Origin of the sequence: Apilactobacillus micheneri (assembly GCF_002993975.1) — a bacterium.
GTDB classification, from domain to species: Bacteria; Bacillota; Bacilli; order Lactobacillales; family Lactobacillaceae; genus Apilactobacillus; species Apilactobacillus micheneri.
Genome location: NZ_POSO01000002.1, coordinates 239,231 through 264,056, shown reverse-complemented (window position 1 = coordinate 264,056; position 24,826 = coordinate 239,231). Strand labels below are relative to the sequence as shown.

Sequence of the window (24,826 nt, the reverse complement as noted above, 5' to 3'; positions counted from 1 at the left end):
ATAAATGAGGTTTAAAATAATGAAAACACTTTATTTAGATGCCTTTTCAGGAATTAGTGGAGACATGTTTTTAGGAACTATGTTGGATTTGGGTCTAGATTTTAACAAATTAGAATCTGAGTTAAGAAAATTAAAAATTGATGGATACAAGTTATCATGCAAACAAAACGATAAAAGTAGTATTTATGGTACTAACTTTGATGTTCAAGTTAATGGTGGTAAAGATAAAGGATTTATTGAGCATAAACATAATCATAGCCACCATAACGCTCGTCATTTAAATGATATTTTGAAATTAATTGATAATAGTTCATTAAAAGAAAGTGTTAAAAATAACTCCAAAAATATTTTTACTGAAATTGCTAAGGCTGAATCAACAGTTCATCATATGTCATTAACTGATGTTCATTTTCATGAAGTTGGTGCAGTTGATTCTATTATTGACATTGTAGGTTGTTGTATTGCTCTAGATTTAATGGATATTGATAATATTATTTCATCACCATTAAGTGACGGTAGCGGATTTATTCAAGTTGCTCATGGTCAAATGCCAGTACCAGTACCAGCTGTTGCCCAGATGAGAGTCGGTACTGATATTCCAATCAAACAAAGACTGGATATAAAAACAGAATTAGTTACACCCACTGGAATGGGTATTGTTAAGACATTAGTGAATGAATTTGGTCCTTTACCAGAACAAATAAAACCATTAAAAATTGGGTATGGTTTTGGAAAACGTGATACTGGTGGATTTAATGCTTTACGTGGGATATTATTTGAAAAAAAAAAACTAAGTCAAAAAGTAATTAAAGATACAAAAGATAAAATCACTTTAATAGAAGCCAATTTAGATGACCAAACTGGAGAAGGATTAGGATATGTGATGCAAAAATTAATGAATGCTGGTGCTTATGATGTTTTTTTTACACCAATCCAAATGAAAAAAGACCGTCCAGCAACTAAAATAACGGTTTTAGGAAACATATCTGATCAATTATTATTGATTAAAATAATTTTAAAGGAAACCAGTACAATTGGAGTTCGTTATCAACATTGGCATAGAGTTGTCATGCAACGAAGATTTGAAAAGGTCACGACTGATTATGGCGAAATTAAAATTAAAATAGCAACATATGGAAATGTTGAGAAAAAAATACCTGAATATATTGACTGTGCTCAAATTGCACATAGAAAGAACATTTCATTTATAAATGTTTATCAATCAGCAATTATTGCTGCTCAGCATTTAAATTAGGAGGATTAATGTATTGATACATGAATTAATTGCCGAATTCATGGGAACTGCTCTAATGATAGTTTTTGGAGTAGGAGTTCATTGTTGTACGGTATTAAAAGGAACAAAATATAGAGGATCAGGGCATCTTTTTGCAATTACCACATGGGGATTTGGAATTACTATTTCATTATTTATTTTTGGAAATGTTTGTATTAACCCTGCAATGGTATTAGCACAATGTTTATTAGGTAACTTACCATGGATGGATTTATTACCATATTCTATTGCAGAGGTTCTTGGTGGAATTGTGGCATCGATAATTGTCTGGATTATGTATGCTGATCACTTTAAAGCATCAGAAAATGAAATTGCTCCAATAACTATTCGTAATCTATTTTCTACATCACCAGGTATTCGTAATTTACCAAGAAACTTTTTTGTTGAATTCTTAGATACTTTTATTTTTATTTCTGGTATTTTAGCAATGTCATCAATAAAAACACCTGGAGTAATGCCAATTGGAGTTGGACTACTAGTTTGGTCTATTGGTATGGGACTTGGTGGGACCACTGGATTTGCTATGAATCTAGCTCGTGATATGGGTCCACGTATTGCTCATGCAATATTGCCTATTGCTAATAAAGCTAATAGTGATTGGCAATATGGAATTATTGTTCCAGGAATTGCACCATTTTTAGGTGCAGCTTGTTCAGCATTGTTTATGCATTGTTTTTTTGGAATTGATTAAAGAAAGGAAATTTATATGTCAAAATTAGAAGAAAAAGAAATTAAATTAACAAATTTATTGAATAAACTGGATAGTGCTACAGTAGCCTTTTCTGGCGGAATTGATAGTACATTAATTTTGAAAATGGCACTAGATGTTTTAGGAAAGGATAAAGTAACAGCTGTTGTCGCTAACTCTGAATTATTTACAGATGAAGAATTTGATAAGGCAATTAGTTTAGCCAAAGACTTAGGCGCAAATGTTAAAACTGTAACTTTAGATTATTTGAGTGATGAACATATAAAACAAAATACACCAGATAGTTGGTACTACGCTAAAAAGATGTTTTATAATCGTTTAAATAATTTATCATTAGCCGAAAATAATCAAGTTGTATTAGACGGTATGATTAAAGATGACGAAAATGATTATAGACCAGGATTAAAAGCAAGAGACGAATCAGGTGCTCTTAGTTTATTACAACAAGCTGATTTTTATAAATCTGATGTTCGTGATTTATCACAAAAACTAAGTCTTAATAACTGGAATAAGGTTGCATCTTGTTCAGTTTCATCACGTTTCCCATATGGAACTATATTGAATCATGATAATATTTCACAAGTTATGTTATCAGAAAAATATTTGCGCGGATTGGGATTTCCCATAGTTCGTGTTAGATACCATAATAATATTGCTAGAATTGAAATTCCTAGCGATAGAATTGAAGACTTCTTACCTTTCGATAATATGGTATCTCATAAACTACAAGAATTAGGTTTCCAATATGTTACACTTGATTTGAGTGGATTTAGAAGTGGTAGAATGAATGATGATTTAACTCAAAAACAAATTTCTGCATTTGCTTAATAAAAAAGTAAGCTTTATTTTGATTAATTTCAATATAAAGCTTATTTCTTTTATTAAAATTAAATTAAAAAACACTTGCAATTTTTATAACATCGTTATATGATATTCAACAATTAAACAAGACGTTGAACAGGAATTCTAATTATCAGATATTTCACAGGAAGCTTAGGGTTGTGAAACTAAGCAATATCCTAACTAGATCGTACCTGAGAGTCATTTTTCGAAATGAGTAGAAAAAATCGTTAGCTGCGTTAATTGCTGAAGTTTTATACTTCGTAAGTTAATATCTGTGAAGATATTAAAAATTGAGGTGGCACCGCGGTTGATTCGTCCTCTTGGAATTTTATTCCAAGGGGACTTTTTTATTTAATTAAATATTTTAAAAGCATCGACAGAAATTTTATTAGAATTGTTATTTACAGAGAATTTAGTAATTGATGAGAGCTAAAGATAATATCTAGTAAATCGTATCTGTAAGTTTAACTTTGAAATGAGTAAAAGTTACGTTCGCAGCGTTATTGCGGAAGTTATTATAACTTCTTGAGTTAGTATTTGTGAGAATACTAAAAATTGAGGTGGCACCGCGAGCAATCGTCCTCTTGGATTAATTTCCAAGAGGACTTTTTTTATTTTGTAGAAGAAGGGAGTAGTTTCACATGAAACATTTTAAGTTTATTGCAATTATGTTTATATTTTTCATCGGATTATTAGGAATGTTTAGCACTACTAACGTGAATGCAGCTAATACTAATGATCATTATTTAGCTAACATCAAAAAGAAGGGTACTTTGGTAATGGGGACTTCCCCTGATTATCCTCCTTATGAATTTTTAGGTAATAAGGATGGTCAAAATGAAGTCGAAGGTGCTGATGTTCAATTAGGCCAAAAAATTGCTAAAGACATGGGGGTTAAACTACAAGTTAAATCCATGGGTTTCGATTCATTACTAGTTGGATTACAAACAAATAAAGTTGATATGGTAATCGCAGGGTTAAATAAAACTCCACAAAGAGCGAAGAGTGTTAGCTTTTCAAATAGTTATTACAAATCTGGAACTGGACTAATTATCAACAAAGACGACAAAAATAAAATAAAAGATTATCATGACTTGAAAGGTAAAGCAGTTGGAGCTCAAGTTGGATCTGTTCAATATGATTCAATTAAAAAATTATCTGGTGTTTCTACTAAAGGTATGGAAAATGCTAATGATTTAATCATGGCTTTGAAATCCAATAAAATTTCTGCAGTTGCGATGGATCAATCAGTTGCCCAAGCCTATGCAAATCATAATAGTGGAATTGTCACAATTCCATCGGGACTTCACTCAGGTGATTCAGATAATAATATTGCTTTTTCCAAAGGAGCTAATTCATTAGTTCAATCAGCAAACAAGACAATTACTAATTTACAAAAAGACAATCAATACACTAATAAATTTATTCCAACGGCAATTAATGAAATGCCTAATAATAAGAATCAATCAACCGTCAATTCAATGTGGCAGTATAAAGACTTCTTTATTTCAGGAATTGAAAATACAATCTTAATCTCAGTTATTTCAGTTATTTTTGGTATTATTCTTGGTGTTATTTTCGCACTAATGAGATTAAGTCATAATTGGTTGTTACATGCAGTTGCAGTTTGCTACATTGAATTCATTCGTGGAACTCCTCAGTTAGTTCAAATTATGTTTGTATACTTTGGCCTAGGGGCAGTCGTTAATGTACCAGCATTAACAGCTGGAATTGTTGCTATTTCAATTAATTCTGGAGCTTATGTAGCCGAAATTATCAGAAGTGGAATTACATCCATTTCAGTTGGTCAAAATGAAGCTGCCCTTTCATTAGGATTATCTAGTAAACAATCAATGAGATACATTGTTTTACCTCAAGCCTTCAAAAATATTTGGCCAGCTCTTGGTAACGAACTAGTTACTTTGATTAAAGATAGTTCATTAGCATCTGTAATTGGAGTAGGTGAGTTAATGTATCAAATGAGAGCCGTTCAAGCAGACACTTATAAAGGGGTTGCACCAATTGCAATTATTATGGTGATCTACTTTATCATCACATTCACTATCTCTAGAATGATGAAATACTTTGAAGGGAAGTTTAACCATGGAACCAATGATTAAAATTGAAAATTTAACTAAAAAATTTAAAAACAATGTTATCTTTGAAAATTTAAATGCTGAAGTTAATAAAGGTGATGTAATTTCATTGCTAGGACCTTCAGGTGCTGGTAAAAGTACTTTCCTACGTTGCATTAATATGTTGGGGGAACCAACTAGCGGCAAAATTTTATTAAATGGCAAAGATTTAGTTTCTAGTTCTGCTAAAGAATTAATCCAATTAAGAACTAAGATTGGAATGGTTTTCCAAGGTTTTAATTTATTCGAAAATAAAAGCGTTTTAGATAATATTACTTTGGCACCAATTAAAGTTAAAGGCATGACTAAAGAAGCTGCTGAAAATAAAGCGCATGAATTATTAAAAACAGTTGGCTTAGATAATAAAGCTAATGTATTTCCGGCTAGTTTATCTGGTGGTCAAGCACAACGTGTGGCCATTGTTAGAGCTTTAGCGATGGATCCAGAAGTTATCTTGTTTGATGAACCTACTTCTGCTCTAGATCCGGAAAAAGTAGGGGAAGTTTTAAATGTAATGAAAGAACTTGCTAAACAAGATATGACAATGATTATTGTTACTCATGAAATGGAATTTGCTAAGAATGTTTCTGACCAAATCTGGTTTATGGATGAAGGTAAGTTACAAGAAAAACAAACTCCGGATGGTTTCTTTAATCAACCACAAACTGAAAATGCTAAAAGATTTTTAAGTAAAATGATATAGAAAAAAGGACTAGATTATTAAATCTAGTCCTTTTTATTAATCATCTTCGCCTTTTTTCTCGTAATGACGTTTTAACATTTTAGTTACTAGTGAGAGTAAATTTAGGAATATTACAGCTAATAAGAACGTCATTGTGATAGAAATTAAGATGATAACATCATTTTCTCTGTATTTATGAAAACTGAGTTGTGGAAAATATCTACGATAACTCATTGTCGCAATGCCAAAGATAATGGGAATGACAAACGTTGTTATGGTTTTAGAATAACTTAAACGGTATAAAGTTTTGTTAACGATATTGCTGAGCAAAAAAATAGCAATTGGTAAATTTGATGAAATTAAAAAGAAAAGGATAACCTTACGATCAGTGAAATTTTCATAAGAAGCAAAAGATGCAATACTAAAAACAATCCCAAACAATACTAAACCAGTTGCGAAAATAAACCATAATCTTAAATAGTTATCTAGTTCATTTTTCCTATCTTGACGTTTTTTATATGCTTGGATATTTTCTCGAATATCTTGATATAGTTCAAAAGTTAAATAATCTTCAGCGACATATAAAGTTTGGCTTTCATTTAGTTCTTTATTTTTATACATTTTAAATAAATAGTCCTGAAATTTTATTAGATCAAGTTTATTATTTTTTTCAACACTATATTTTTTTAAGTATTTTCGCATATATGGTCGCACTAACTGTTTAGCTTTAAATTCATCGTAATTAATAGTTTGTACCTCCTTCAATAATAATATATCAAAATAATTTATATTTGCCAGTCTAATGCTTTTTTGATTATTGATGCTTTATTATGTACAATAGAATAGATTTATAATTGTATAGTTATTGACGAATTCAAGGAGGCAGTTTTATTGTCTAAAAGATTTAAATTAGTTGAAGAATCATTTACAGGAGTTTCCATTTATATCGATCAACGTACAGGAGTGGAGTATGGTGGTTATGGTAGTACTTTAACCCCTTTACGTAATTCTGATGGTTCATTGTTTGTAGACCAATCTGAAATTGATGACGATTATAAACATGAATCTAAGTAGTTGATGGATTTTTATTGAATTTAATGGGAGTGTTTAATTTATATGTATTTGTGGATTCATTTAATTTTCGCAATACTTTTAATAGTTTTAGTATCATTATCAATTTTTAAGAAAAAAGGATTTATGCCTTACATGATGATTAGTCGTGTAACTTATTTAGTTTTTATTGTTACGGGATCACTTTTATTTTTTAAGGCATATGACCGTAATCCAATTTTTGCAATTTTAAAAGTTTTAGCAGCAATAATGTTTATTGGATTGCTAGAAATGACGTTTGCCGAAAAGAATAAGGGACGTATCACTAAGGGTATGATAATAAGCTTATATTGTGCATTAATTTTGTTATTTATTATTGGTTTTATTACTGCAGGTGGCCGTCCATTTGTTTAAAAATATGTAAAAAATAAGAGCATCCAATATTTGGATGCTCTTTTAATTTATTCAAAATCTTGTAATGCTAATTCAGCATATGTTAAACGTGCAAAAGTTTCATCTGTTGATACACCAGCATGAGTAAACATGTTAGCGAATAAAACAAATTTAGGTGTTTCTCTAAATTCACCACATAGTTCAATTAATCTTCTTAGTTGAGTAGTACGATTTTCTAAATCATCAATGTGATTTAGTTCAAGATCATTTTTAGCAGCGTCATAAATAATTTTATATGCCTCAGTGTTTGTTAACAAATCAAGTTTCTTAACTTGTTTCATGAAATCATCAAATTGTTCATCTGATAGTTGGTCTCTAACAAAATCTAAATCAACAATTTCATCACTATAATCTTGTGCCCATTCCATTAAAATAGGTCTTAATTTTATGTCTGACATCTTTTTAAAATCCTCTCCTAAATCAAATAGCAATCATTTTATATATTATATAACATAAATATATGGATGTGATGCTTTTAGTTTTATTCTGAAGTGTCATATTTTAACTATTTATTTTTTATAAATAGCATAAATGTTATTATCTCACATTTATTGATTAAAATGCAAAAGTAATAGATTAGTCTAAACATTAAATTATTTTTAGAAAAATTTGACAAAAATGAGAAAAGTATTAGAATTTAAATTGTTGGCAAATAAATATATCAAAAGCGTTGAAATAGAAAGAGTAATTTTTACATGATTTTTTAGAGAGATTCCGTTTGGTGAAAGGAATTAATGAGTGTAAAAATGAAAATCATCTATTAGCTGCTGGGCAAAATAAAGTAGTCCAAGCTGGGAATTCCCATTATTGAATCTGCAAATCAACAGGTTTGTTTGAGTGATATCGTTTTGCCATATTAAAAATGAAATTAAAAACGGTATAACAAAAGGTGGTACCGCGCGCAAGCGTCCTTTATTTCGTGTATGCGAAATATGGGGCGCTTTTTTTATACATAACTTTAAGGGGGTGATTTTTATGAAACATGACATTAGTGGCATTCAAAATGCGAATCGTAATTAGTTATAAATTTCATAAAAGTAGACTTCCAATGGAGAAATTAAAATAATAAATGATTTCCTCATTGGATAGTCGCTATATAAATATAGGGGGACTATAAAATGAAGAAATCAGTATTGTCAGTTGTGGCTTTAACGGCCTTATCAAGTTTAGGATTAGCTGCTTGTGGTAATCAAGCTAGTGGTAGTCATAATGGAGTTGTAAATATGTCAGAGCCATCTAACTTATTAACACTAGATCAATCAAAATTAGTTGATCAAGTGAGTGATGTAACTTTGAATAATTCCAACCAAGGGCTTTTGGTTATGACTAAAAACAGCCAAGTTGTTCCAGGTGTTGCTAAAAACTATAAAGTATCGAAAGATGGTAAAACTTATACATTTAATTTAAGACATTCTAAGTGGAGTAATGGGACTCCAGTAACTGCTAAAGATTTTGTTTATGGATTTCAAAGAAGTGTGAATCCTAAAACTGCTGCTGCTTATCAATATTTATTTGATAATGTACATAATGCTGGAGCTGTCGCTAAAGGTAAAATGCCAGTTTCTAGTTTAGGTGTTAAAGCTGAAGGTGATTATAAATTTGTTGTTAGTTTAGACAAACCAGAAACTTACTTTAAATACGTTGCAACAATGCCACCAACTTATCCACAAAGTAAATCCGAAGTAGATAAATATGGTAGTGGATATGCAACTACTAGTGATAAGCAATTATATAATGGTGCTTTTCAAGTTAAAGGTTGGACCGGAACTAATGATAATTGGCAATTAGTAAAAAACCCTTATTATTGGGATAAAAATAATACTAAATTATCAACCATGAAATTTAGTGTTGCTAAAGATCCACAAACGGCTTTAGATCAATATCAAAGTGGTAATTTAGATGAAATGAAATTAAGTGGAAAAAGCCAAGTATCAAGTTTTAAAGGTAATTCTGAATATCATCCTAGAAAAGAAGCAGGAACTTATTATTTAGAAATGAATCAAAAGAAAGTTGCAGCACTAAGAAATGTTAATGTTAGAAAAGCATTGTCACTAGCTGTTAATCGTAATGAACTAACTAATAATGTTTTAGGTAATGGATCGGTTCCAGCAAAAGGTTTTGTGGCTTCAGATATGTCTAAATATAAAGGAAAAGATTTTACTGATGATGCTTATGTTTCATCAGCTGTATCAAGTAATCTAGAACAAGCGAAGAAATTATTTGTTAAAGGGATGAAGGAAGTAGGCCAAAACAAATTAAATCTTTCTTTATTATCAGATGATTCATCAGATTCCAAATCAATGACTGAATTTATGCAAAATGAATTTCAAAAGTTACCTGGATTAACAGTTAATGATGTTAATGTGCCAGCAAAAGTTGCTACTTCAAGAACTGAAAAAGGTGATTTTGATTTAACTGTTGATGCTTGGATTGCTGACTTTCCAGACCCAGTTAGCTTTATGAGTTTAATGACTACTAATAATGGTTATAATCATGGTGGTTGGAGCAATTCTCAATATGATAGTTTAATGAAAAAAGCAACTACTAACGATGCAAATAATTATGCAAAACGTTGGAATGATATGGTTAATGCACAAAAAGTAATGTTAAAAGATCAAGCAGTAGCACCTTTGTATCAATTAGTCAGTCCACAAGTATTAAAAAATCGTGTTCAAGGAGTTAACTACTATCCAAGTGGTGGTAATTATGACTTTAGATATGTTCACACCAACAATTAATATTGCTATGTATTTCTTATAACATTAACTATTCAACTAATGTTAAAATAATATTGTTAGTTATTTTAATTTATAGATTGGAGTTATTAATATGTTAGATAATGTGATCTCAAAAGTTAAAAATATGATGAATAACTATGAAAATGGCGAAAAAGATGATGTTTCCAAAGATACAATTAGAGAAATCAGAGAAACAAAAGCTGCTAACCAATATCGTCATATTCAAGAACATACTAATTTAAGATATAACAGAAGAATGCAAAACAATGTTTATAGTGAATTAAATAAAGATAGAATGTACAGATTGGCTCTTGCAAACAGCCTACCAAAGTCTATTAAAAAAATTACAAGTGCTCATAATTAATAATAAAAAATTTTAGATCCATTAATTATTGAAAAATAATTAATGGATCTTTTTTTGATATGTTGCCTCTATGACGGGGATGCAATCAATTATTGCGTGACAATTTTTTAATATATGTAGTAACTTAATCAATGTTGGGAGGTCGAAAATGAATTTAGGATTGAAAATCAAAAATGGTCGCAAAAAAATGAATTTAACGCAACAAGAATTAGCCAATCGATTACATGTGACCAGACAAGCACTTTCTAGATGGGAAAATAATGTCAGTTATCCTAATTTAGATATGTTGGTTGATATCAGTAAAAGTTTAAACGTTTCTTTAAATGAATTATTAATTGAGGAGCAAGATGGAATGGTAAAAAGAATTAGTGATGATGTTAGAGATAGAAAAAAATATTTGAAATATTTAATCATGATTGGGATATTTTTCTTAATAATAATAACTTGGCTATGTACATTATGGTATGGAAGAGCCAACCAAGTGAGCGCAATTGATCAAAACAATCCATTTTTAAAAACAGAATATGGATATGCACTTTTGCCCGATAAAGCACCTTTGAAAAAACAAAAGGTATATATAACTTATAATTGGGATAAAAAAAGAAAACGTAAGATACATAAGCAAGTTACTAAAATGTTAAAAGAGCCGACTTCAATTGATGCTTTTGTTGTGAAAGATGCATTTGGTAATGGGGAATGGATGCCTTTTTATACAGGTAGGTATGATAAAAATCAACATTATGCGGTTGTAGAACATAAAGGTTCTTATGTTTCAAATGCTAGGACAATTAATAAAAATGAAATTCCGCAAACTATTAGAGATATTATTGGTAATAATTATATGAAATATCAAAGAACAACACCGGATGAACCGGGAGTTGTAATGGATAGAAGGACGAGTATTGTGCAAAATGATTAATTAAAAATGTTGACATAGCAGTCTTGCAACCGAAAGTTGCGTGACATTTTATCTCCCAATATAGTAATTTAATGAGTATAGGAGGCGTTTAAATGAATTTAAGTGAAAAAATAAAAAATGGTCGTAAGAAATCCAATCTTACTCAGCAAGAATTAGCTGATCGACTTCATGTAACTAGGCAAGCATTATCTAAATGGGAAAATGATCAAAGCTATCCTAACTTAGATATTCTAGTTAACATTAGTAAAATCCTACATATTTCATTAAATGAACTATTGGGCGAAAACCACGAAATGGTTGAACAAATTAGTAATGATGTAAGGAGTAAACATAAGTACATGAAATATCTTTATATTGTTAGCGGTGCTTTTGTATTATCGTTATTAGTATCATGTGCTATGTTATTTTTTGCATATGGTGAAGAAACGCATTCTGTTGCTTTTGATAGATTTAATCCATCATTAAAAACAGAGCAGGGATATGCTATTTTGCCTAAGAAAACGCCAAGTCAAATTATCAAGAATAATTCTAATAAGGAAGATTATAGAAAATATGTTAATCATCCTGAAAAAATTTATTCTTATGTTCATGATTCTGATGGCAAAGGTGAATATCTAAACTTTGCTACCGGTTTTTACGATGCTAATCATCGCTGGGCCAAAGTTGTTCATAAGGGATCATATGTTTCTAAAGCTGAATTAATTAGTAAAGATGAAATTCCATCAAATATCAGAAAAAATATTAGTGATTCATATGAAAATTATGGAGTGAAAAACTAAAAAAGATTACTCAAATGAGTAGTCTTTTTATTATATATTACTGATTGCAACAAAAGGTTGCGTGACATTCTGATTATTAAAAGATACTCTTATTTATGTTAGGAGGAGTTTTATGAAAATAGGTGAAAAAATAAAACATAGTAGAAAAAACAATGATTTAACACAACAACAATTAGCAGATAAATTGCATGTTACTAGACAAGCATTGTCTAAATGGGAAAATAATTTAAATTATCCTAATCTAGATATTTTGTTTAATATTAGTAATATTTTACATATTTCTTTAAATGAATTATTGGGAGAAGAAGAAAATGGTGTTGTGAAAAGCATTAGTAATGATGTTAGAAAGAAAAGAAGGTATGTAAAATATTTTATTGCCATTGGAATTTTTCTATTAATATTTATTTGGATTATCATCTGGAATATTTATATATGGCAGAGTTAATCAAATTGATCGAATTGATGTTCTAAATCCTTTTTTGAAAACTCAATATGGTTACGCAGTTTTACCTGATAAAGTTCCAACTAAGAGAACCAAAGAAAAAGTACATTATCCTAATGGTAAATCTGTTTATAAAATATTAAATGAATCACAACCATTTGATGCTTATGTTAGATCAGATCCATTTGGTGGTGGACAGTGGCTTAAATTTTCTACAGGAGAATATGATAAAAATCATAGATGGGCGCTAATTAAATACAAAGGATCATTTGTTTTTAATGCGCGTCCAATTGCCAAAAGTCATGTCCCAATAAATATAAGAGATATTATCGGTAATAGATATGATAAATATGATGGTTATATCAATTCTGGGTCCCGCAGTAACAGTATATTTACTAATTTCTAAAAAAAACTACTCATTTGAGTAGGCTTTTATTTATTAAGTAATGATGTTTAACAAAATACTTAATGAAAATATAAATGAAATAGTTATGCTGTAACTGAGTTTAGGTATTTCTTTATTTTTCTTAATGTAACTATGTATATCAAATATGATGATAAATGCTAATAGTGCTAACTTCATAGATAACATATCTATACATATGATATCCCATAAAATAAATATAATTTCAGATATAATAAAACAAAATTTTTTATTGTTAATCAATAACACCAACTTTCTTAATTGTTACCCATCAAAGAATATCATATATATTAATATAATAAATAAAACTAAAAAAGACTACTCAAATGAGTAGTCTTTTTACTATACATATTGTCGATTAATGACTGCACAATTAGCATTAACTGGCATATCTTCTTTAGAAAGAACAAATACTTCTCCAGCAAAACCAATCGTTGTAATCGCCAAATCATTATAAAGCTTTTCATAGTTATCTTCATTGATAAATAAAGTATCAATTTTACCTGCAGTGGCATCATAAATAATTTCATTTAAGTCATCTGAAACAGCATTATCAGCTTTAGCTTTTTCATAATTGAATTTATTATTAGCAGTGCCAGCTTTATAAAATTGTTGATTAACTTTATCAACGATGTCATTTAGATTGTCTTCATTAACATCATCTTCATAAGTTATATCTTTTAATAACTTAGGTTGTTTAGCGATTTTCGCATATAGATTATGATTTTCATCGTTAGCGATTAGGACAGTTGGTAAATAATCATCATCTTTGAACATATCGGTAATATATTCATCAACTAATTGATAAAATTTATTTTGATCATTGTCTAATAGAATAGAAATAGGTTTATTAACCAAATTGAATTCATTAATTTTTCCATTATCAACACGATATAATCTAAAACTATTTTTTTCTAATACCAATAAGCGATAATGTAATTCAGTTTCTATTTCTTTTATTAGTGGAATAATATCCATAGTATCTGACATCACAACTTTAGTATCAGTATTTTTAGTTAATGTGAATGAATGAATAGCTTTAACGCTCACAAATAATGCAAATCCAGTTCCATTATCAACGTGTTTAGCACGATCAAAATTGAATTTTTTAAGTTTACGTTCATATCTAGACCATAAACTTTCATCATATTTGTTAATAAATTTTGTTTTTATATTTTTAATTAAATTTAAATATTCATTTTTGTTACTTATTTCTTTAAAGGTAACATAAAGTGAAATGAATGGACCCATTTCATAGTCCAAAGTCAACATGTTTCTTAGCTCAGTAGTGGACGTCAATTTATAACCCCCTTGTTTAATATATTAACAGTATATCACGATACACATTTGTAGAAATATTATATGCTATAATATTATTATAATTATATTAAAAAAGAGGATTTTAAATGAGTATAAAGGCTATTATTGATTTTGTTATTTTAGCCAATGAAGTATTAGCATTAATCACTGTTTTTAGGGAAGAACGAGAAATCTCTGCCACCTGGGCATGGTTATTAGTTTTATCTTTCTTACCAGTAATTGGTTTTATAATCTATGCCTTCGTTGGTAGAAAATTGCCTAAAAAAAGATTATTCCGTTTCCAAGATAAGGATAACGAAAGAATTCATCAAGTGCTCGAAGAACAACTTAGATTACATAGTAACCCCAAAGGAATTAAAGCAGATGAGGTTTCTTATTCAGCTAGAAATTTAGTTAAATTGTTTAAAAATTCTGATATTTCAGATTTATCCAGACGTAATCATATCAAGATTTTTATTGAGGGTAATGATTTATTTAACAAGATGCTTAGAGATTTAAATAAAGCACAATCTTCAATTAATATTGAATTTTATACATTTTATAATGATAAAATTGGGAACCAAGTTTTAGACATGTTGGTTAAAAAAGCAAAACAAGGTGTTAAAGTTCATGTTATATATGATAGTTTTGGTTCTCTGGGAACCACTCGTCGCTTCTTTAAACCACTAACTAAAGCTGGTGGGATGGCCGAACCATTTTTACATACTCATTCTGCGATTACCGACTTTCGTATTAACTTTAGAGATCACCGTAAAATCGTTGTGATTGACGGCAAGATTGGTTATGTTGGTGGATTCAATATCGGAGACCAATATTTAAATCGTAAAAAGAAATTTGGTAACTGGCGTGATACCCATTTAAGAATAATTGGGAGTGCAGTTTATAATTTACAAGCCCAGTTTATTCTAGACTGGAATGTTACTGATATTCATCGTCAAATTGATGAGGTAAATAATAAAGATTTCTACTTTCCACCTACTTATCAAGATGGCAGTACGAATGTGCAAATTGTATCTAGCGGACCTGACACCAGTTTGCAGCAAATTAAACTGGGTTATATTAAATTAATCCAAACTGCTAAAAATTATTGTTGGATTCAAACGCCATATTTAATTCCCGATGACAGTACTACTGATGCCATCAAAAGTGCTGCAATGTCAGGAGTAGATATTAGAATTATGATTCCTTGTAAGCCTGATCACCCATTTGTATATCGAGCAACACAATATTATGCTAAACAACTGGCTAAATATGGAGTGAAAATTTATTTCTATAGAAAAGGATTTTTGCATGCTAAGACAATTGTTGTGGATGGTAAAGTTTCATCAGTAGGATCAGCAAACTTTGATTTTCGTAGTTTTAAATTAAACTTTGAAATTAATGCTTTCCTATATGATGAATCCATCAGTAACCAATTACGTTCGATTTACATTCAAGATATGCGAGATAGTACTTTAGAAACTGTTGAAAGTATGAGCAAACAACCAATATGGTTGAGATTTAAGCAGGTGTTTAGTCGTCTATTCTCGCCAATTTTGTAAGTTTAAAGGGGATTCTATTATGAAAAATATTTATAAAATAATGATTGCTGCTATATCTGCACTTGGATTATTATTTATTTTTAATTTAAATAATGATGTTAACGTGCATGCATTTGTGCATTCAAAACAAGAAATTCAGAAGAACTCTGAACTCTTTGAAGCTGCAGACTATTCTGCTTCAACAACAACTGATAAAACTAATAGGTATGCTTCAAATCACTTTTTAGACAATAAAGCTAAGAATTATATTTATAATCTATATCGAAAAAATGCAGAATATTTAACTAAAAATTATGAATTTTATGATGAATTAGGTGAATCATATTTTTATAATGGTACTCCTAAGGGCTTTAATGAAAAATTTACTAATTATTATCAATATGCTAAATATGCAGCAGAATTTCTAATCAATAATAATATAAAAACACAGCATCATTTTAAATTTAGTATTAAACATCGTTCAAATAATGACTACTTTTCATATAATAAATGGGAAAAGGGTTATATAAATCCAAAATGGATACATTACTCTTATTCTTCAGAGGCTGATGGATATTCTGACGTTCCTTTATATGACAGTTTATCAAAAGCAAACAAATTTATGAAAAACTCTAATTATTATGGAACTAAAACTAGATTAGATTTTTATTACAATGCTAATCAAATGCTCGGATCATTTTACATTAAAAAGAAGAATAAAAATGCCTTCATGATAAAAATAGACAATAAAGTTTACTATGTACCTAGGAAATTATATTCTAGCGACAATAAACAATATACAATTTTTGAAAAATATAACACTTATGTCGACAAAAATATTATTTGGTCTAGCATTGATATTACAGATCAAAAGAATGACAATATGATGGTGTTTAATAAAAATGCTAACTTAAATAATCAACGTATTTGGAATATGTCTAATGGAAATATTTATTATAAATATCGTAATAATATGTGGCAGGCAAACTCTTTAACTTATGGATAATATTTAACATAAAAAAGGAATCTTTGAGAAGATTCCTTTTTTTATAATAATTTTCTATCTTTTCCAACCCCATGGATCTTGATGCCACTTACTTAATGAAACAGATTCTTCTTCAGAAATTAAATTGTCAATTTTTGCTTGTTCAATAATTGTTGGATAGTCGGTTAAAGTATCAAAATCAATGCTAGCCTTTTTGAAATTATCAAAGCTATCAGGTAATCCATAAGTGAAAATAGCAGCTACACCTAGAACTGTAATATGATTATCAGTTAAGTATTTGGCAGCATTTAAAACACTATGGCCTGTTGATAACAAATCATCGATTAAGACGACTTTTGAAGATTCATCAACAACGCCTTCCATTTGTTTACCTTGTCCATGGCCTTTAGGCTTTGAACGTACATAAATCATTGGTAAATTTAACTTTTCAGCGACTAAAGCAGCATGTGGAATGCCAGCGGTAGCGACTCCACCAATGACATTCACTTCTGGAAACTTATTTTTGATTAAGTTAGCTAAACCTTCAGCGATATCATCTCTTACTTTAGGATAACTGATAGTAATACGGTTATCAGTGTAGATAGGAGCTTTAATACCAGATGACCAATTATATGGTTTATTGGGTGATAATGAGACCGCTTTTACTTTTAATAAATCTGTTGCGATTTTAGAACTAATTGATTGAGTCATATTATTTACCTCCATTAATTTGTGCAAAAATCATTTTGTAAGTTTCAACCGGATTATCTGCTTTAGTAATACTGCGTCCGACAACAATGCCATCACTACCTAATTGCCTTGCTTTAATCGGAGTAACGACTCTTTTTTGATCATCATTGTTATTACTATTGAGTCTAATTCCAGGGTTAATACATAATAAATTTTTGTTAACTTTTTTATGAATAAATTCATCTTCTAAAGCTGATGAAATAACACCATCAGCACCACTTTGATAAGCAATATTGGCTAAATGAGATACTGATTCTGGCATACTAACATCTACTTGTTCCTCAACTTTTAATTGTGCTTCTGAAGTAGAAGTTAATTGAGTAACGGCTAACAATTTAGGTGTTTTAGTATGATATTGTTTACTGCCTGCATCTAAACCATCTCTAGCGGCTTGAATCATTTTGCCACCGCCAAGTGCATGAATTGTGGTGTATTGCACATCTAGTTGAGCTAATTGAAAAGCGGCTTGTTCAACAGTGTGTGGAATGTCATGTAATTTTAAATCTAAGAAAACGTTGATATTCTTGTGTCTTAGTTTTTTTATTATTTCGGGACCTTCACGATAGAAAAGTTCCATGCCCACTTTTACTGACAGATTGTTAATCTCGCTAAAAGGCTGTAAGAATTCAAAAGTTTTTGCGGCTGTCGGAAAATCTAATGCAATAAAAACTGGTTTCATTAATTACCCTCCAAATAAAAAATCGTCTAATCAAAGAGACTAGACGACGAGTGTAGGGTACATTTATTCCGTTCATCGATTTGCTAGTCTCTCTGGACTAATTTAAAATCATTTATTACTCTCACTATACATTAAATTAAATTTTATGCAAACTTTAAAATTGAACTTGCAATCTAAAACAATGTAGTGCATAATTTTTTGAAGAATAAAATATCTTAGTCATAGATATTTCAAAAAAATAATGAATGTCTGCGAGCATTCGTTTTGGAGGAATTGAATATGGAAAATACGCAAAAAAGCCACGCTTTAACGTCGAAAAACCAAAAATGGGTGATTGCATCCACTTCGTTGGGGCAAATGTTGGAGAGCATGGATATATCATTTATCTCTTTTACATTGACCTCAATCATTGCAAGTTTGCACATCTCTTCAGCAGCTGCTGGGATGTTGTCAACAATCACTACTTTTGGAACGTTATTGGGTGGTATTTTATTTGGACTTTTAGCTGATCGTTTTGGTCGAGTTAAAATCTTAACCTATACAATTTTCATTTTCGCTTTTGCCACTGCTGGAGTTGTCTTTGCCAAAGACTTTACAACATTATTAATCCTAAGATTCCTAGTTGGATTAGGTGCTGGTGGTGAATATGGAGCTGGAGTTGCGATGATTTGCGAAAGTTTTCAAAAGAAACAATTAGGTAAATCAGTATCCATCTCAACAATCGGCGGTCAACTAGGATCCATTGTGGCAGCATTATTGGCATCATTTATGGTTCCCATGTTTGGGTGGCGAGCATTATTCTTAGTCGGCATCATTCCTATCTTCTTTGCATTTATAATCAGAAGACATTTAAAGGAAAGTCCTGATTTTATCGCAGCAATGTCAGATACTAAGAAACGTCCTAAAGTTTCAATTAAAAAATTGTTTGCAACACCTAAGATTACTTATCAAACTTTAGCATTAAGTACGATGGTTATTGTGCAAATTGCCGGTTACTATGGATTAATTAACTGGTTGCCATCAATCATGCAAAAACAATTGGGATTAAGCGTTTCTGGATCATCATTATGGATGATTGTGACAATCACTGGAATGAGTGCAGGGATGTTAACCTTTGGAACCATCTTAGATAAATTAGGACCACGTAAAGCATTTGGGATCTTCTTATTAGTTGCTGCATTTGCAGTATACGGAATTACGATTGCAGTTAATGGATTTACATTATTGTTAGCTTCAACAGTTGTAGGCTTCTTTTCAAATGGAATGTATGGTGGTTATGGAGCAATCATTAGTAGACTATATCCAACTGAAATTAGATCAACCGCTAACAACTTTATTATGGGGATTGGTCGTGCAATTGGGGCTTTTCGCCATTCGTTATTGGATTATTGATGGAAAGTCATTCACTATTCATGATTATGGGAATGCTCTCATGCTTATACATCTTTAGCTTTATCGTCATGATGTCCATCTCATCTTTAAAGAATTTAGCTAAAAACTAATATCAAATAAATAACCACTTAGGCATACACCTAAGTGGTTATTTTTATTTATTAAAGTATTTATTAATTGAACGGCCAACTTGATTGGCAACAGTTTCTTGATAAGCGTTGCTTCTAATGTACTGCAAGTCATGGTCACTATCCATAAAGCCCATTTCTAATAAAATAGCAGGTTGTTTATTTTCACGTAAAACATAATAATCGCCCATTGAAACTCCACGACTATGTAGTGGTAAGTCAAAGCCATCATTCACTGTATTAGCAATGCCATCGGCATTAGGGTGGTACTTGTAAACTCCAAAGCCACTAGCACTACCGTTACCGTTGGCAGAATCAAAATGAAAACTAACGAATAAATCAGCTTTTATATTATTGGATAATCTAGTTCTTTGACCTAAACTAACATATTTATCTGAATCACGAGTCATGATTACATTAGCATTTAAATTTTTTAAGCGACTAGCAACTTTATCTGCCATTTTTAAAGTATAAGTTTTTTCCATATACTGTTGATTAGCGGATAAGGTTCCAGAATCTGAACCACCATGACCAGGGTCAATAACAATGGTAGCTTCCGCCATTTTATTACTATGCTTAGGATTATAATCTTTTTGATCTAATAACCAGGATGCGACCCAACCCTTATGATTATTGTATTTGACGTACCACCAATTATTTTCGCTACTTTTAATTATTTTTAAATGTTGACCATGTGGTACTTGTTCAATAATTTGCGATTGGTCATTTGGTGCGTTTCTTAAGTTCAAACTTTCAGCTTCCACTTTTGGCAAAGATATCAGTCTAGCCAATTCAATAATTAGCAATATTAGTAAAATTACTGATATAATTCCTCTGGTAAGCCAAATTTTGAACGGGGCATTTTTAAAATCTATCCAGATTTGTTTCATCATTTGATTTACCTCGAATACTATTTAAATCTAAATCGTCATTAGAATAATTGTAATATATATATGTTAAAATTATGTATCAATTATGTATAATTATCAATTAATTATATTTGAAATTATAAGGAGTATCTAACTTTGAAAAGTTTTCGGAACTTATTGTGTGTTGTGATGATGTTATTTTTTACTGGCATCATTTTAGTGGGATGTGGTAATAATCAAGCTACTAAATCAAATAAAATGAAAATAGTCACTTCAACTGATATATATGGGCAAGCCGCTAGAGCGGTTGCTGGAAATAAAGCTCAAGTTACCTCAATTATAAATAATCCCAATGTCGATCCTCATGATTATCAACCGACAATTAAGGTGGCCGAAGATATTTCAAACGCTAATTTAGTTATCTATAATGGATTGGGTTATGATTCTTGGATTGAACCATTGACGAAAAATACTAAGGAACATACTAATTTGTTAAATGTTGGATCCCATCTACTTAATAAGAAAACAGGTGATAATCCGCACGTTTGGTATTTTAGTCAAACCATGATTAAATTAACGCATGAAGTTGCTAAAACTTTGAGTAATAAGGATCCAGCTAATAAAACTTATTATTTGAATAATGCACGCAAATACATTAAAAGTTTTACCCCAATTCAAAATAAACTCGCGCAATTAAAAGCTAATAAAAGTAAAAAATTAGTTGATGTTTCAGAACCAGTTTTTGATTATTCATTAAATGAAATGGGCTATCAAATTAAAGATGGTGGATACTCCAAAGCAGTTGAAAATGGGACTGATCCAACTCCTGACGAAATTCGATCAGTACAACTTGATATTATTCACCATAAAATTGCCTTTTTTGTTGAAAATACTCAAGCGAGTGATTCAATCGTTGATAATTTAGTCCAATTAGCTAATAAGCATAATGTACCGGTGGTTAAGGTTACTGAAACAATGCCAAGTAAGACAACTTATCAACAATGGATGCTTTCACAATACCAACAAGTAGAGAGGATACAAGATGGAAGAAAATAAGCAACCGCTTTTGTCGGTTAACAATTTAAACGTTGCAGTTCAAGATCGAACCTTGATTAATAATTTATCATTTCAAATTTTACCAGCTACTTTAACCTGTGTAACAGGGGAAAATGGTGTTGGTAAAACTACGATGGTTAAAGCCATTTTAAAAAATTTTAATAAGAATAATACAGTGAAGGCAACTATAAAACGCAGTCAATTTCAATACGTACCACAATTTAGAAATATTGATAATGACTATCCTTTAACGGTAAAAGATTTTATTAGTTTGGGATTACAACATTCAATGTTGCCTTGGCTAAGTAGAAAAGAGAAAGCTTCAGTTAATAAAGTTATTAAAATGACTAATTTAGAAGCTTTAGCTAAAACTCCATTAGGTAATTGTTCTGGTGGGGAACAGCAACGAGTATTCTTAGCTCAAGCCTTAGTTTCAGATCCTAAATTACTTATTTTAGATGAAAGTACGGCTAGTCTAGATAAAGAAGCTAAATTTTTATTACTAGATGTGGTTAAACAAGTTATTAAAAAAACACATACGGCAGTTATTTTTATCACCCATGATCCAGTCCTGGTACAAACTTATGGTGATTATGATTTAAATATTTATAATCATCAAGGCACCATTTCTAAGATAAAGGGGGTAAAATAATGTTAGATATGTTCAGTTATCCATTTATGCAATATGCATTTATTGCAAGTTTCTTTATATCTATTTTATGTGGATTAATGGGAGTATTCGTTGTTGCTAGAAAAACAGCATTCTTTACTCACACTTTATCTGAAATCAGTTTCTCAGGAGCTTCGTTTGGAGTATTCTTAGGAACTAATCCCATTATTGGGATGCTAATATTTACAGTGTTAAGTTCACTGATGATTGGAACGGTTGGTTCTAAAGTCAGCCGCCGTGAATCATCAATAAGTGTATTTTCGGTATTGTTTATTGGTTTGGGGATTTTATTTTTATCACTAGCTAATAGTCAATCTAGTTATGCTACCAATATTTTATTTGGTAGTATTGTGGGAATAAGTTTGGATAATGTAACAACTTTAGTTGCATTAAGTATTTTAATTATTTTGGTAATTGTCTTAATTTATCGTAAGTTAAAATATAATTCATTCGATGATATTGGAGCTAGTTTTAATTCTAGAGCCAACACTTTTGTTTCAATCGTATTTTTGATATTGTTAGCTTGTACAGTTAGTGTTACCGCACAAATCGTTGGTTCTTTATTGATTTTTGCTTTATTAACCATTCCAGCATCATCAGCTAAATACTTTGCTCATAGTATTTGGGGGATGACATTATTGTCATTTGTATTTTCACTGATTGGAACTTGGGTTGGTTTATATTTAAGTTTTATTACTAACTTACCAGTCAGTTTCTTTATCGCTTTAATCGAAACAATTATTTATATTGTTGCAGTTCTTTACGATAAAGTAACAAGAATTTAACCTAAACTTTAAACAAATTGAAGTATACATTTGTTATACTAAATTTAAGAAATAGTTTTACAAGGAGATGCTAAATTTATATGAAAGCATGGAAGAAAATTGTACCTGCAATTGCCGTTCTAGGATTAGTTTTAACTGCTTGTGGTCAAGGTAACTCAGACAAATCATCAAACAGTAGCTCACAAGAATCTAGTTCAAGTGTCAAATCATCTAATTCTAGCTCAAGTGATTCAAGTTCTAGTAAATCATCTTCAGATGAAAGTTCTAGCAATTCTGCTAGTTCCAGTCATACTGATAGCAAATTAGGCAACGAAAAATTACCAAGACAAAACTCAGCTGCATCAAAAATTAGTGGTGACAAAGCTAACTACAATGTTAGATACTCTACTGATGGTGCAACATTTAATAAGAAAACTTATAGTAATGCTAGCGCTGCTAGTCAACAAGTAGACTACCAAAGCAGTGATAGTACTAAAGGATTACCTTCAGTTGACTTAGGTTACAGCGTTAAAGGTCATGAAGATCGCGGTGCTGGTCAAGCTTATGTAAGTACAAACTTTGGTAATTGGTCATTAGTATCACATGCTAATGTTGAAAATGGTAGTGATAAAGCAGTTGAAAACGCTAAAGCAGCTGTTAAATTTGTTCAAAGCAATTCATTACCTATTCCTCAAAGTAAAGGTAATATTCAAATTGAAAGTGATACTGAAAGCTCAGTTACTTGGCAAGAAGGCAATTCTGTTTACACAGTTAAAGCCCCTAATGCCACAGCTGCCTTAAAGATGGCAACTTCAATTAAATAATGATGATTTCAATAGTCTATGAGCCTTAGTGGTTTTTAGGCTATTTTTTTGTTATACTTTCTTACCAATAATACTAAAAAGGACGTTGTAAATAATTATGGATAAAAATAATAAAATTTTAGTTTGTATTTCAACTTTGTTTTTATGTATGTTTTTATTTGTATTTTTTGGTGAAACGAATGTAAATGCTAGTGGTCAAAGTTATTCACCGGTTGCATATGACATATCGCAATATCAAGGTTACTTAACTGATAGTCAGGCTAAAAATCTTAAAAAAGAAGTTAAATTTGTTATTTTGCGAGTTCAAGATGGAAGTTATAAAGATATAAAATTTGAACATAATGTGAAATTAATGAATCGTTATAACATTAAATACGGTGTTTATGGATATAGTGAATACACTAATCCATATCAAGCACGGCAAGAAGCACGTAGACTTTATAATTCTGCTAAGGGTGCATTATTCTATGCCAATGATTATGAAATTGGCTTCAAAAATAATACAGATGCTTCTACTGCCGCTTGGGCCAGTGAGATGCGTGCTGTAAATGGTGGTAAACCAATTGTGTTATATGGATCTAAAAGTACATTAGATTTATTCAATAAAAATACTTTAAAGGTTTATAATAATATTTGGTTAGCTTCTTATTCTAAGTACATGCCTAATCCATCATATAAGTATGATTTGTGGCAATATACTAATGCTTATCCTAGTGTCTCATTGAGTCAAAAGCTAGATGGGAATACTATTCCTTATGGTGGTAGAATCAATGATCTATTGTATAGAAAAAACAACAAGAAACTTAATTTAAAACTTTATTATCACATTAAAAATATGAGCTATATGAAGGTTATTAATAAAAAAGGTGTTGATCTGTACATTAATGGGAAAGTGATTCGTAGAGCCAAATATGGCGAAATTTTGCCAATTAAGTCTTTTAAGATTAAGCATGATCGTGTAATGGCCAAAGGAAACTTAGCCACATATACTGCTAATAAGAAATCAGTAGCTATTTATAAATAAAAGGGAAGTCTTT

General features: G+C 30.4%; 26 protein-coding genes, 1 pseudogene and 2 other annotated features. Of the genes and pseudogenes, 21 read left to right on the top strand and 6 right to left on the bottom strand.

Annotated elements, in window-relative coordinates:
• The first annotated feature begins 19 nt into the window (after nt 1–19).
• From larC to C7N41_RS03265, 5 genes are all read left to right on the top strand, one after another.
• Nucleotides 20–1,255, top strand: a complete 1,236-nt coding sequence (larC, locus tag C7N41_RS03285; protein ID WP_105964306.1) for a nickel pincer cofactor biosynthesis protein LarC — start codon at nt 20–22, stop codon at nt 1,253–1,255.
• A gap of 13 nt (nt 1,256–1,268) precedes the next feature.
• A complete protein-coding gene (gene larD, locus C7N41_RS03280; RefSeq protein WP_105964305.1) occupies nt 1,269–1,985 on the top strand; it encodes a D/L-lactic acid transporter LarD in 717 nt (238 codons plus the stop codon).
• Nucleotides 1,986–2,000: 15 nt separating this feature from the next.
• Nucleotides 2,001–2,831, top strand: coding sequence for an ATP-dependent sacrificial sulfur transferase LarE (gene larE / locus C7N41_RS03275; protein ID WP_105964304.1), 831 nt, complete (start codon nt 2,001–2,003; stop codon nt 2,829–2,831).
• A gap of 116 nt (nt 2,832–2,947) precedes the next feature.
• Nucleotides 2,948–3,169 (top strand) — a binding site (T-box leader).
• A gap of 318 nt (nt 3,170–3,487) precedes the next feature.
• On the top strand, nt 3,488–4,966 hold the full coding sequence (locus C7N41_RS03270) for an ABC transporter substrate-binding protein/permease (RefSeq protein ID WP_105964303.1): 1,479 nt from the start codon (nt 3,488–3,490) through the stop codon (nt 4,964–4,966).
• Nucleotides 4,950–5,684 carry an amino acid ABC transporter ATP-binding protein gene (locus tag C7N41_RS03265; protein WP_318530561.1) on the top strand — a complete coding sequence of 245 codons (735 nt, stop codon included), beginning with the start codon at nt 4,950–4,952 and terminating at the stop codon, nt 5,682–5,684. Before C7N41_RS03270 ends, C7N41_RS03265 begins: the two co-directional genes overlap by 17 nt.
• 36 nt (nt 5,685–5,720) lie before the next feature.
• Here C7N41_RS03265 and C7N41_RS03260 read toward each other — a convergent pair whose 3' ends face one another.
• A complete protein-coding gene (locus C7N41_RS03260) occupies nt 5,721–6,428 on the bottom strand; it encodes a hypothetical protein (RefSeq protein ID WP_105964302.1) in 708 nt (235 codons plus the stop codon).
• A 126-nt stretch (nt 6,429–6,554) separates the two neighbouring features.
• On the opposite strand from C7N41_RS03260, the gene C7N41_RS03255 reads away from it, so the two are divergent.
• Nucleotides 6,555–6,737 (top strand): DUF6440 family protein, encoded by a 183-nt coding sequence (locus C7N41_RS03255; protein WP_105964301.1) that lies wholly within the window; start codon nt 6,555–6,557, stop codon nt 6,735–6,737.
• A 42-nt stretch (nt 6,738–6,779) separates the two neighbouring features.
• Complete coding sequence (locus C7N41_RS03250; RefSeq protein WP_105964300.1) at nt 6,780–7,127, top strand: DUF1516 family protein; 348 nt, start codon at nt 6,780–6,782, stop codon at nt 7,125–7,127.
• Between the two features lie 47 nt (nt 7,128–7,174).
• On the opposite strand, the gene C7N41_RS03245 is transcribed toward C7N41_RS03250, so the two are convergent.
• On the bottom strand, nt 7,175–7,564 hold the full coding sequence (locus tag C7N41_RS03245) for a hypothetical protein (RefSeq protein ID WP_105964299.1): 390 nt from the start codon (nt 7,562–7,564) through the stop codon (nt 7,175–7,177).
• A 263-nt stretch (nt 7,565–7,827) separates the two neighbouring features.
• Nucleotides 7,828–8,082, top strand: a binding site (T-box leader).
• Between the two features lie 202 nt (nt 8,083–8,284).
• Here C7N41_RS03245 and C7N41_RS03240 point away from each other — a divergent pair.
• The 6 genes from C7N41_RS03240 (at nt 8,285) to C7N41_RS03215 (ending at nt 12,814) form a co-directional block, all read left to right on the top strand.
• Complete coding sequence (locus tag C7N41_RS03240) at nt 8,285–9,904, top strand: peptide ABC transporter substrate-binding protein (RefSeq protein ID WP_105964298.1); 1,620 nt, start codon at nt 8,285–8,287, stop codon at nt 9,902–9,904.
• A gap of 91 nt (nt 9,905–9,995) precedes the next feature.
• On the top strand, nt 9,996–10,268 hold the full coding sequence (locus C7N41_RS03235; RefSeq protein WP_105964297.1) for a hypothetical protein: 273 nt from the start codon (nt 9,996–9,998) through the stop codon (nt 10,266–10,268).
• 148 nt (nt 10,269–10,416) lie between these two features.
• Complete coding sequence (locus tag C7N41_RS03230) at nt 10,417–11,187, top strand: helix-turn-helix domain-containing protein (protein WP_105964296.1); 771 nt, start codon at nt 10,417–10,419, stop codon at nt 11,185–11,187.
• 92 nt (nt 11,188–11,279) lie between these two features.
• Entirely contained in the window at nt 11,280–11,966 is a 687-nt protein-coding gene (locus C7N41_RS03225; protein ID WP_105964295.1) for a helix-turn-helix domain-containing protein, read from the top strand.
• 112 nt (nt 11,967–12,078) lie between these two features.
• Nucleotides 12,079–12,411, top strand: a complete 333-nt coding sequence (locus tag C7N41_RS03220) for a helix-turn-helix domain-containing protein (protein ID WP_105964294.1) — start codon at nt 12,079–12,081, stop codon at nt 12,409–12,411.
• A gap of 34 nt (nt 12,412–12,445) precedes the next feature.
• A complete protein-coding gene (locus C7N41_RS03215) occupies nt 12,446–12,814 on the top strand; it encodes a hypothetical protein (RefSeq protein ID WP_105964293.1) in 369 nt (122 codons plus the stop codon).
• 360 nt (nt 12,815–13,174) lie between these two features.
• On the opposite strand, the gene C7N41_RS03210 is transcribed toward C7N41_RS03215, so the two are convergent.
• On the bottom strand, nt 13,175–14,131 hold the full coding sequence (locus tag C7N41_RS03210; RefSeq protein ID WP_140936078.1) for a baeRF3 domain-containing protein: 957 nt from the start codon (nt 14,129–14,131) through the stop codon (nt 13,175–13,177).
• Between the two features lie 107 nt (nt 14,132–14,238).
• Here C7N41_RS03210 and cls point away from each other — a divergent pair, with 107 nt between their 5' ends.
• Together cls and C7N41_RS03200 are read left to right on the top strand one after the other, a co-directional pair.
• Complete coding sequence (cls, locus tag C7N41_RS03205) at nt 14,239–15,693, top strand: cardiolipin synthase (protein WP_105964291.1); 1,455 nt, start codon at nt 14,239–14,241, stop codon at nt 15,691–15,693.
• A gap of 19 nt (nt 15,694–15,712) precedes the next feature.
• Nucleotides 15,713–16,678 (top strand): hypothetical protein, encoded by a 966-nt coding sequence (locus tag C7N41_RS03200; protein ID WP_105964290.1) that lies wholly within the window; start codon nt 15,713–15,715, stop codon nt 16,676–16,678.
• Nucleotides 16,679–16,732: 54 nt separating this feature from the next.
• On the opposite strand, the gene pyrE is transcribed toward C7N41_RS03200, so the two are convergent.
• The gene (gene pyrE, locus C7N41_RS03195) at nt 16,733–17,368 is read right to left on the bottom strand and encodes an orotate phosphoribosyltransferase (RefSeq protein ID WP_105964289.1); all 636 of its coding nucleotides are present in this window, start codon (nt 17,366–17,368) and stop codon (nt 16,733–16,735) included.
• A 1-nt stretch (nt 17,369) separates the two neighbouring features.
• On the bottom strand, nt 17,370–18,086 hold the full coding sequence (gene pyrF, locus C7N41_RS03190; RefSeq protein ID WP_105964288.1) for an orotidine-5'-phosphate decarboxylase: 717 nt from the start codon (nt 18,084–18,086) through the stop codon (nt 17,370–17,372).
• A 279-nt stretch (nt 18,087–18,365) separates the two neighbouring features.
• Here pyrF and C7N41_RS03185 point away from each other — a divergent pair.
• Nucleotides 18,366–19,588 (top strand): annotated as a pseudogene (locus C7N41_RS03185) (MFS transporter).
• Between the two features lie 44 nt (nt 19,589–19,632).
• Here the strand turns inward: C7N41_RS03185 and C7N41_RS03180 are convergent.
• Nucleotides 19,633–20,499 (bottom strand): N-acetylmuramoyl-L-alanine amidase, encoded by an 867-nt coding sequence (locus C7N41_RS03180; RefSeq protein ID WP_225362851.1) that lies wholly within the window; start codon nt 20,497–20,499, stop codon nt 19,633–19,635.
• Nucleotides 20,500–20,664: 165 nt separating this feature from the next.
• Between C7N41_RS03180 and C7N41_RS03175 the strand changes: the two genes are divergently transcribed.
• From C7N41_RS03175 to C7N41_RS03155, 5 genes are all read left to right on the top strand, one after another.
• The gene (locus C7N41_RS03175; RefSeq protein ID WP_105964447.1) at nt 20,665–21,531 is read left to right on the top strand and encodes a metal ABC transporter solute-binding protein, Zn/Mn family; all 867 of its coding nucleotides are present in this window, start codon (nt 20,665–20,667) and stop codon (nt 21,529–21,531) included.
• Entirely contained in the window at nt 21,518–22,183 is a 666-nt protein-coding gene (locus C7N41_RS03170) for an ATP-binding cassette domain-containing protein (protein WP_105964287.1), read from the top strand. The genes C7N41_RS03175 and C7N41_RS03170 overlap by 14 nt, the downstream gene beginning before the upstream one ends.
• Nucleotides 22,184–22,191: 8 nt before the next feature.
• On the top strand, nt 22,192–22,986 hold the full coding sequence (locus C7N41_RS03165) for a metal ABC transporter permease (RefSeq protein WP_105964446.1): 795 nt from the start codon (nt 22,192–22,194) through the stop codon (nt 22,984–22,986).
• 80 nt (nt 22,987–23,066) lie between these two features.
• Complete coding sequence (locus C7N41_RS03160; protein ID WP_105964286.1) at nt 23,067–23,789, top strand: hypothetical protein; 723 nt, start codon at nt 23,067–23,069, stop codon at nt 23,787–23,789.
• 97 nt (nt 23,790–23,886) lie between these two features.
• The gene (locus tag C7N41_RS03155) at nt 23,887–24,813 is read left to right on the top strand and encodes a GH25 family lysozyme (protein WP_105964285.1); all 927 of its coding nucleotides are present in this window, start codon (nt 23,887–23,889) and stop codon (nt 24,811–24,813) included.
• Nucleotides 24,814–24,826 lie beyond the last annotated feature (13 nt).

Bases quoted from the DNA above. Each gene is read 5' to 3' on its own strand.
- C7N41_RS03225 (WP_105964295.1), top strand. From the start codon at position 11,280: ATGAATTTAAGTGAAAAAATAAAAAATGGTCGTAAGAAATCCAATCTT.
- C7N41_RS03165 (WP_105964446.1), top strand. From the start codon at position 22,192: ATGTTCAGTTATCCATTTATGCAATATGCATTTATTGCAAGTTTCTTT.
- C7N41_RS03245 (WP_105964299.1), bottom strand. From the start codon at position 7,564: ATGTCAGACATAAAATTAAGACCTATTTTAATGGAATGGGCACAAGAT.
- C7N41_RS03220 (WP_105964294.1), top strand. From the start codon at position 12,079: ATGAAAATAGGTGAAAAAATAAAACATAGTAGAAAAAACAATGATTTA.
- C7N41_RS03265 (WP_318530561.1), top strand. From the start codon at position 4,950: ATGGAACCAATGATTAAAATTGAAAATTTAACTAAAAAATTTAAAAAC.
- C7N41_RS03170 (WP_105964287.1), top strand. From the start codon at position 21,518: ATGGAAGAAAATAAGCAACCGCTTTTGTCGGTTAACAATTTAAACGTT.
- C7N41_RS03240 (WP_105964298.1), top strand. From the start codon at position 8,285: ATGAAGAAATCAGTATTGTCAGTTGTGGCTTTAACGGCCTTATCAAGT.
- C7N41_RS03160 (WP_105964286.1), top strand. From the start codon at position 23,067: ATGAAAGCATGGAAGAAAATTGTACCTGCAATTGCCGTTCTAGGATTA.
- C7N41_RS03155 (WP_105964285.1), top strand. From the start codon at position 23,887: ATGGATAAAAATAATAAAATTTTAGTTTGTATTTCAACTTTGTTTTTA.
- larC (WP_105964306.1), top strand. From the start codon at position 20: ATGAAAACACTTTATTTAGATGCCTTTTCAGGAATTAGTGGAGACATG.
- larE (WP_105964304.1), top strand. From the start codon at position 2,001: ATGTCAAAATTAGAAGAAAAAGAAATTAAATTAACAAATTTATTGAAT.
- C7N41_RS03230 (WP_105964296.1), top strand. From the start codon at position 10,417: ATGAATTTAGGATTGAAAATCAAAAATGGTCGCAAAAAAATGAATTTA.
- pyrE (WP_105964289.1), bottom strand. From the start codon at position 17,368: ATGACTCAATCAATTAGTTCTAAAATCGCAACAGATTTATTAAAAGTA.
- C7N41_RS03175 (WP_105964447.1), top strand. From the start codon at position 20,665: ATGATGTTATTTTTTACTGGCATCATTTTAGTGGGATGTGGTAATAAT.
- C7N41_RS03270 (WP_105964303.1), top strand. From the start codon at position 3,488: ATGAAACATTTTAAGTTTATTGCAATTATGTTTATATTTTTCATCGGA.
- C7N41_RS03180 (WP_225362851.1), bottom strand. From the start codon at position 20,499: ATGATGAAACAAATCTGGATAGATTTTAAAAATGCCCCGTTCAAAATT.
- cls (WP_105964291.1), top strand. From the start codon at position 14,239: ATGAGTATAAAGGCTATTATTGATTTTGTTATTTTAGCCAATGAAGTA.
- C7N41_RS03235 (WP_105964297.1), top strand. From the start codon at position 9,996: ATGTTAGATAATGTGATCTCAAAAGTTAAAAATATGATGAATAACTAT.
- pyrF (WP_105964288.1), bottom strand. From the start codon at position 18,086: ATGAAACCAGTTTTTATTGCATTAGATTTTCCGACAGCCGCAAAAACT.
- C7N41_RS03200 (WP_105964290.1), top strand. From the start codon at position 15,713: ATGAAAAATATTTATAAAATAATGATTGCTGCTATATCTGCACTTGGA.
- C7N41_RS03250 (WP_105964300.1), top strand. From the start codon at position 6,780: ATGTATTTGTGGATTCATTTAATTTTCGCAATACTTTTAATAGTTTTA.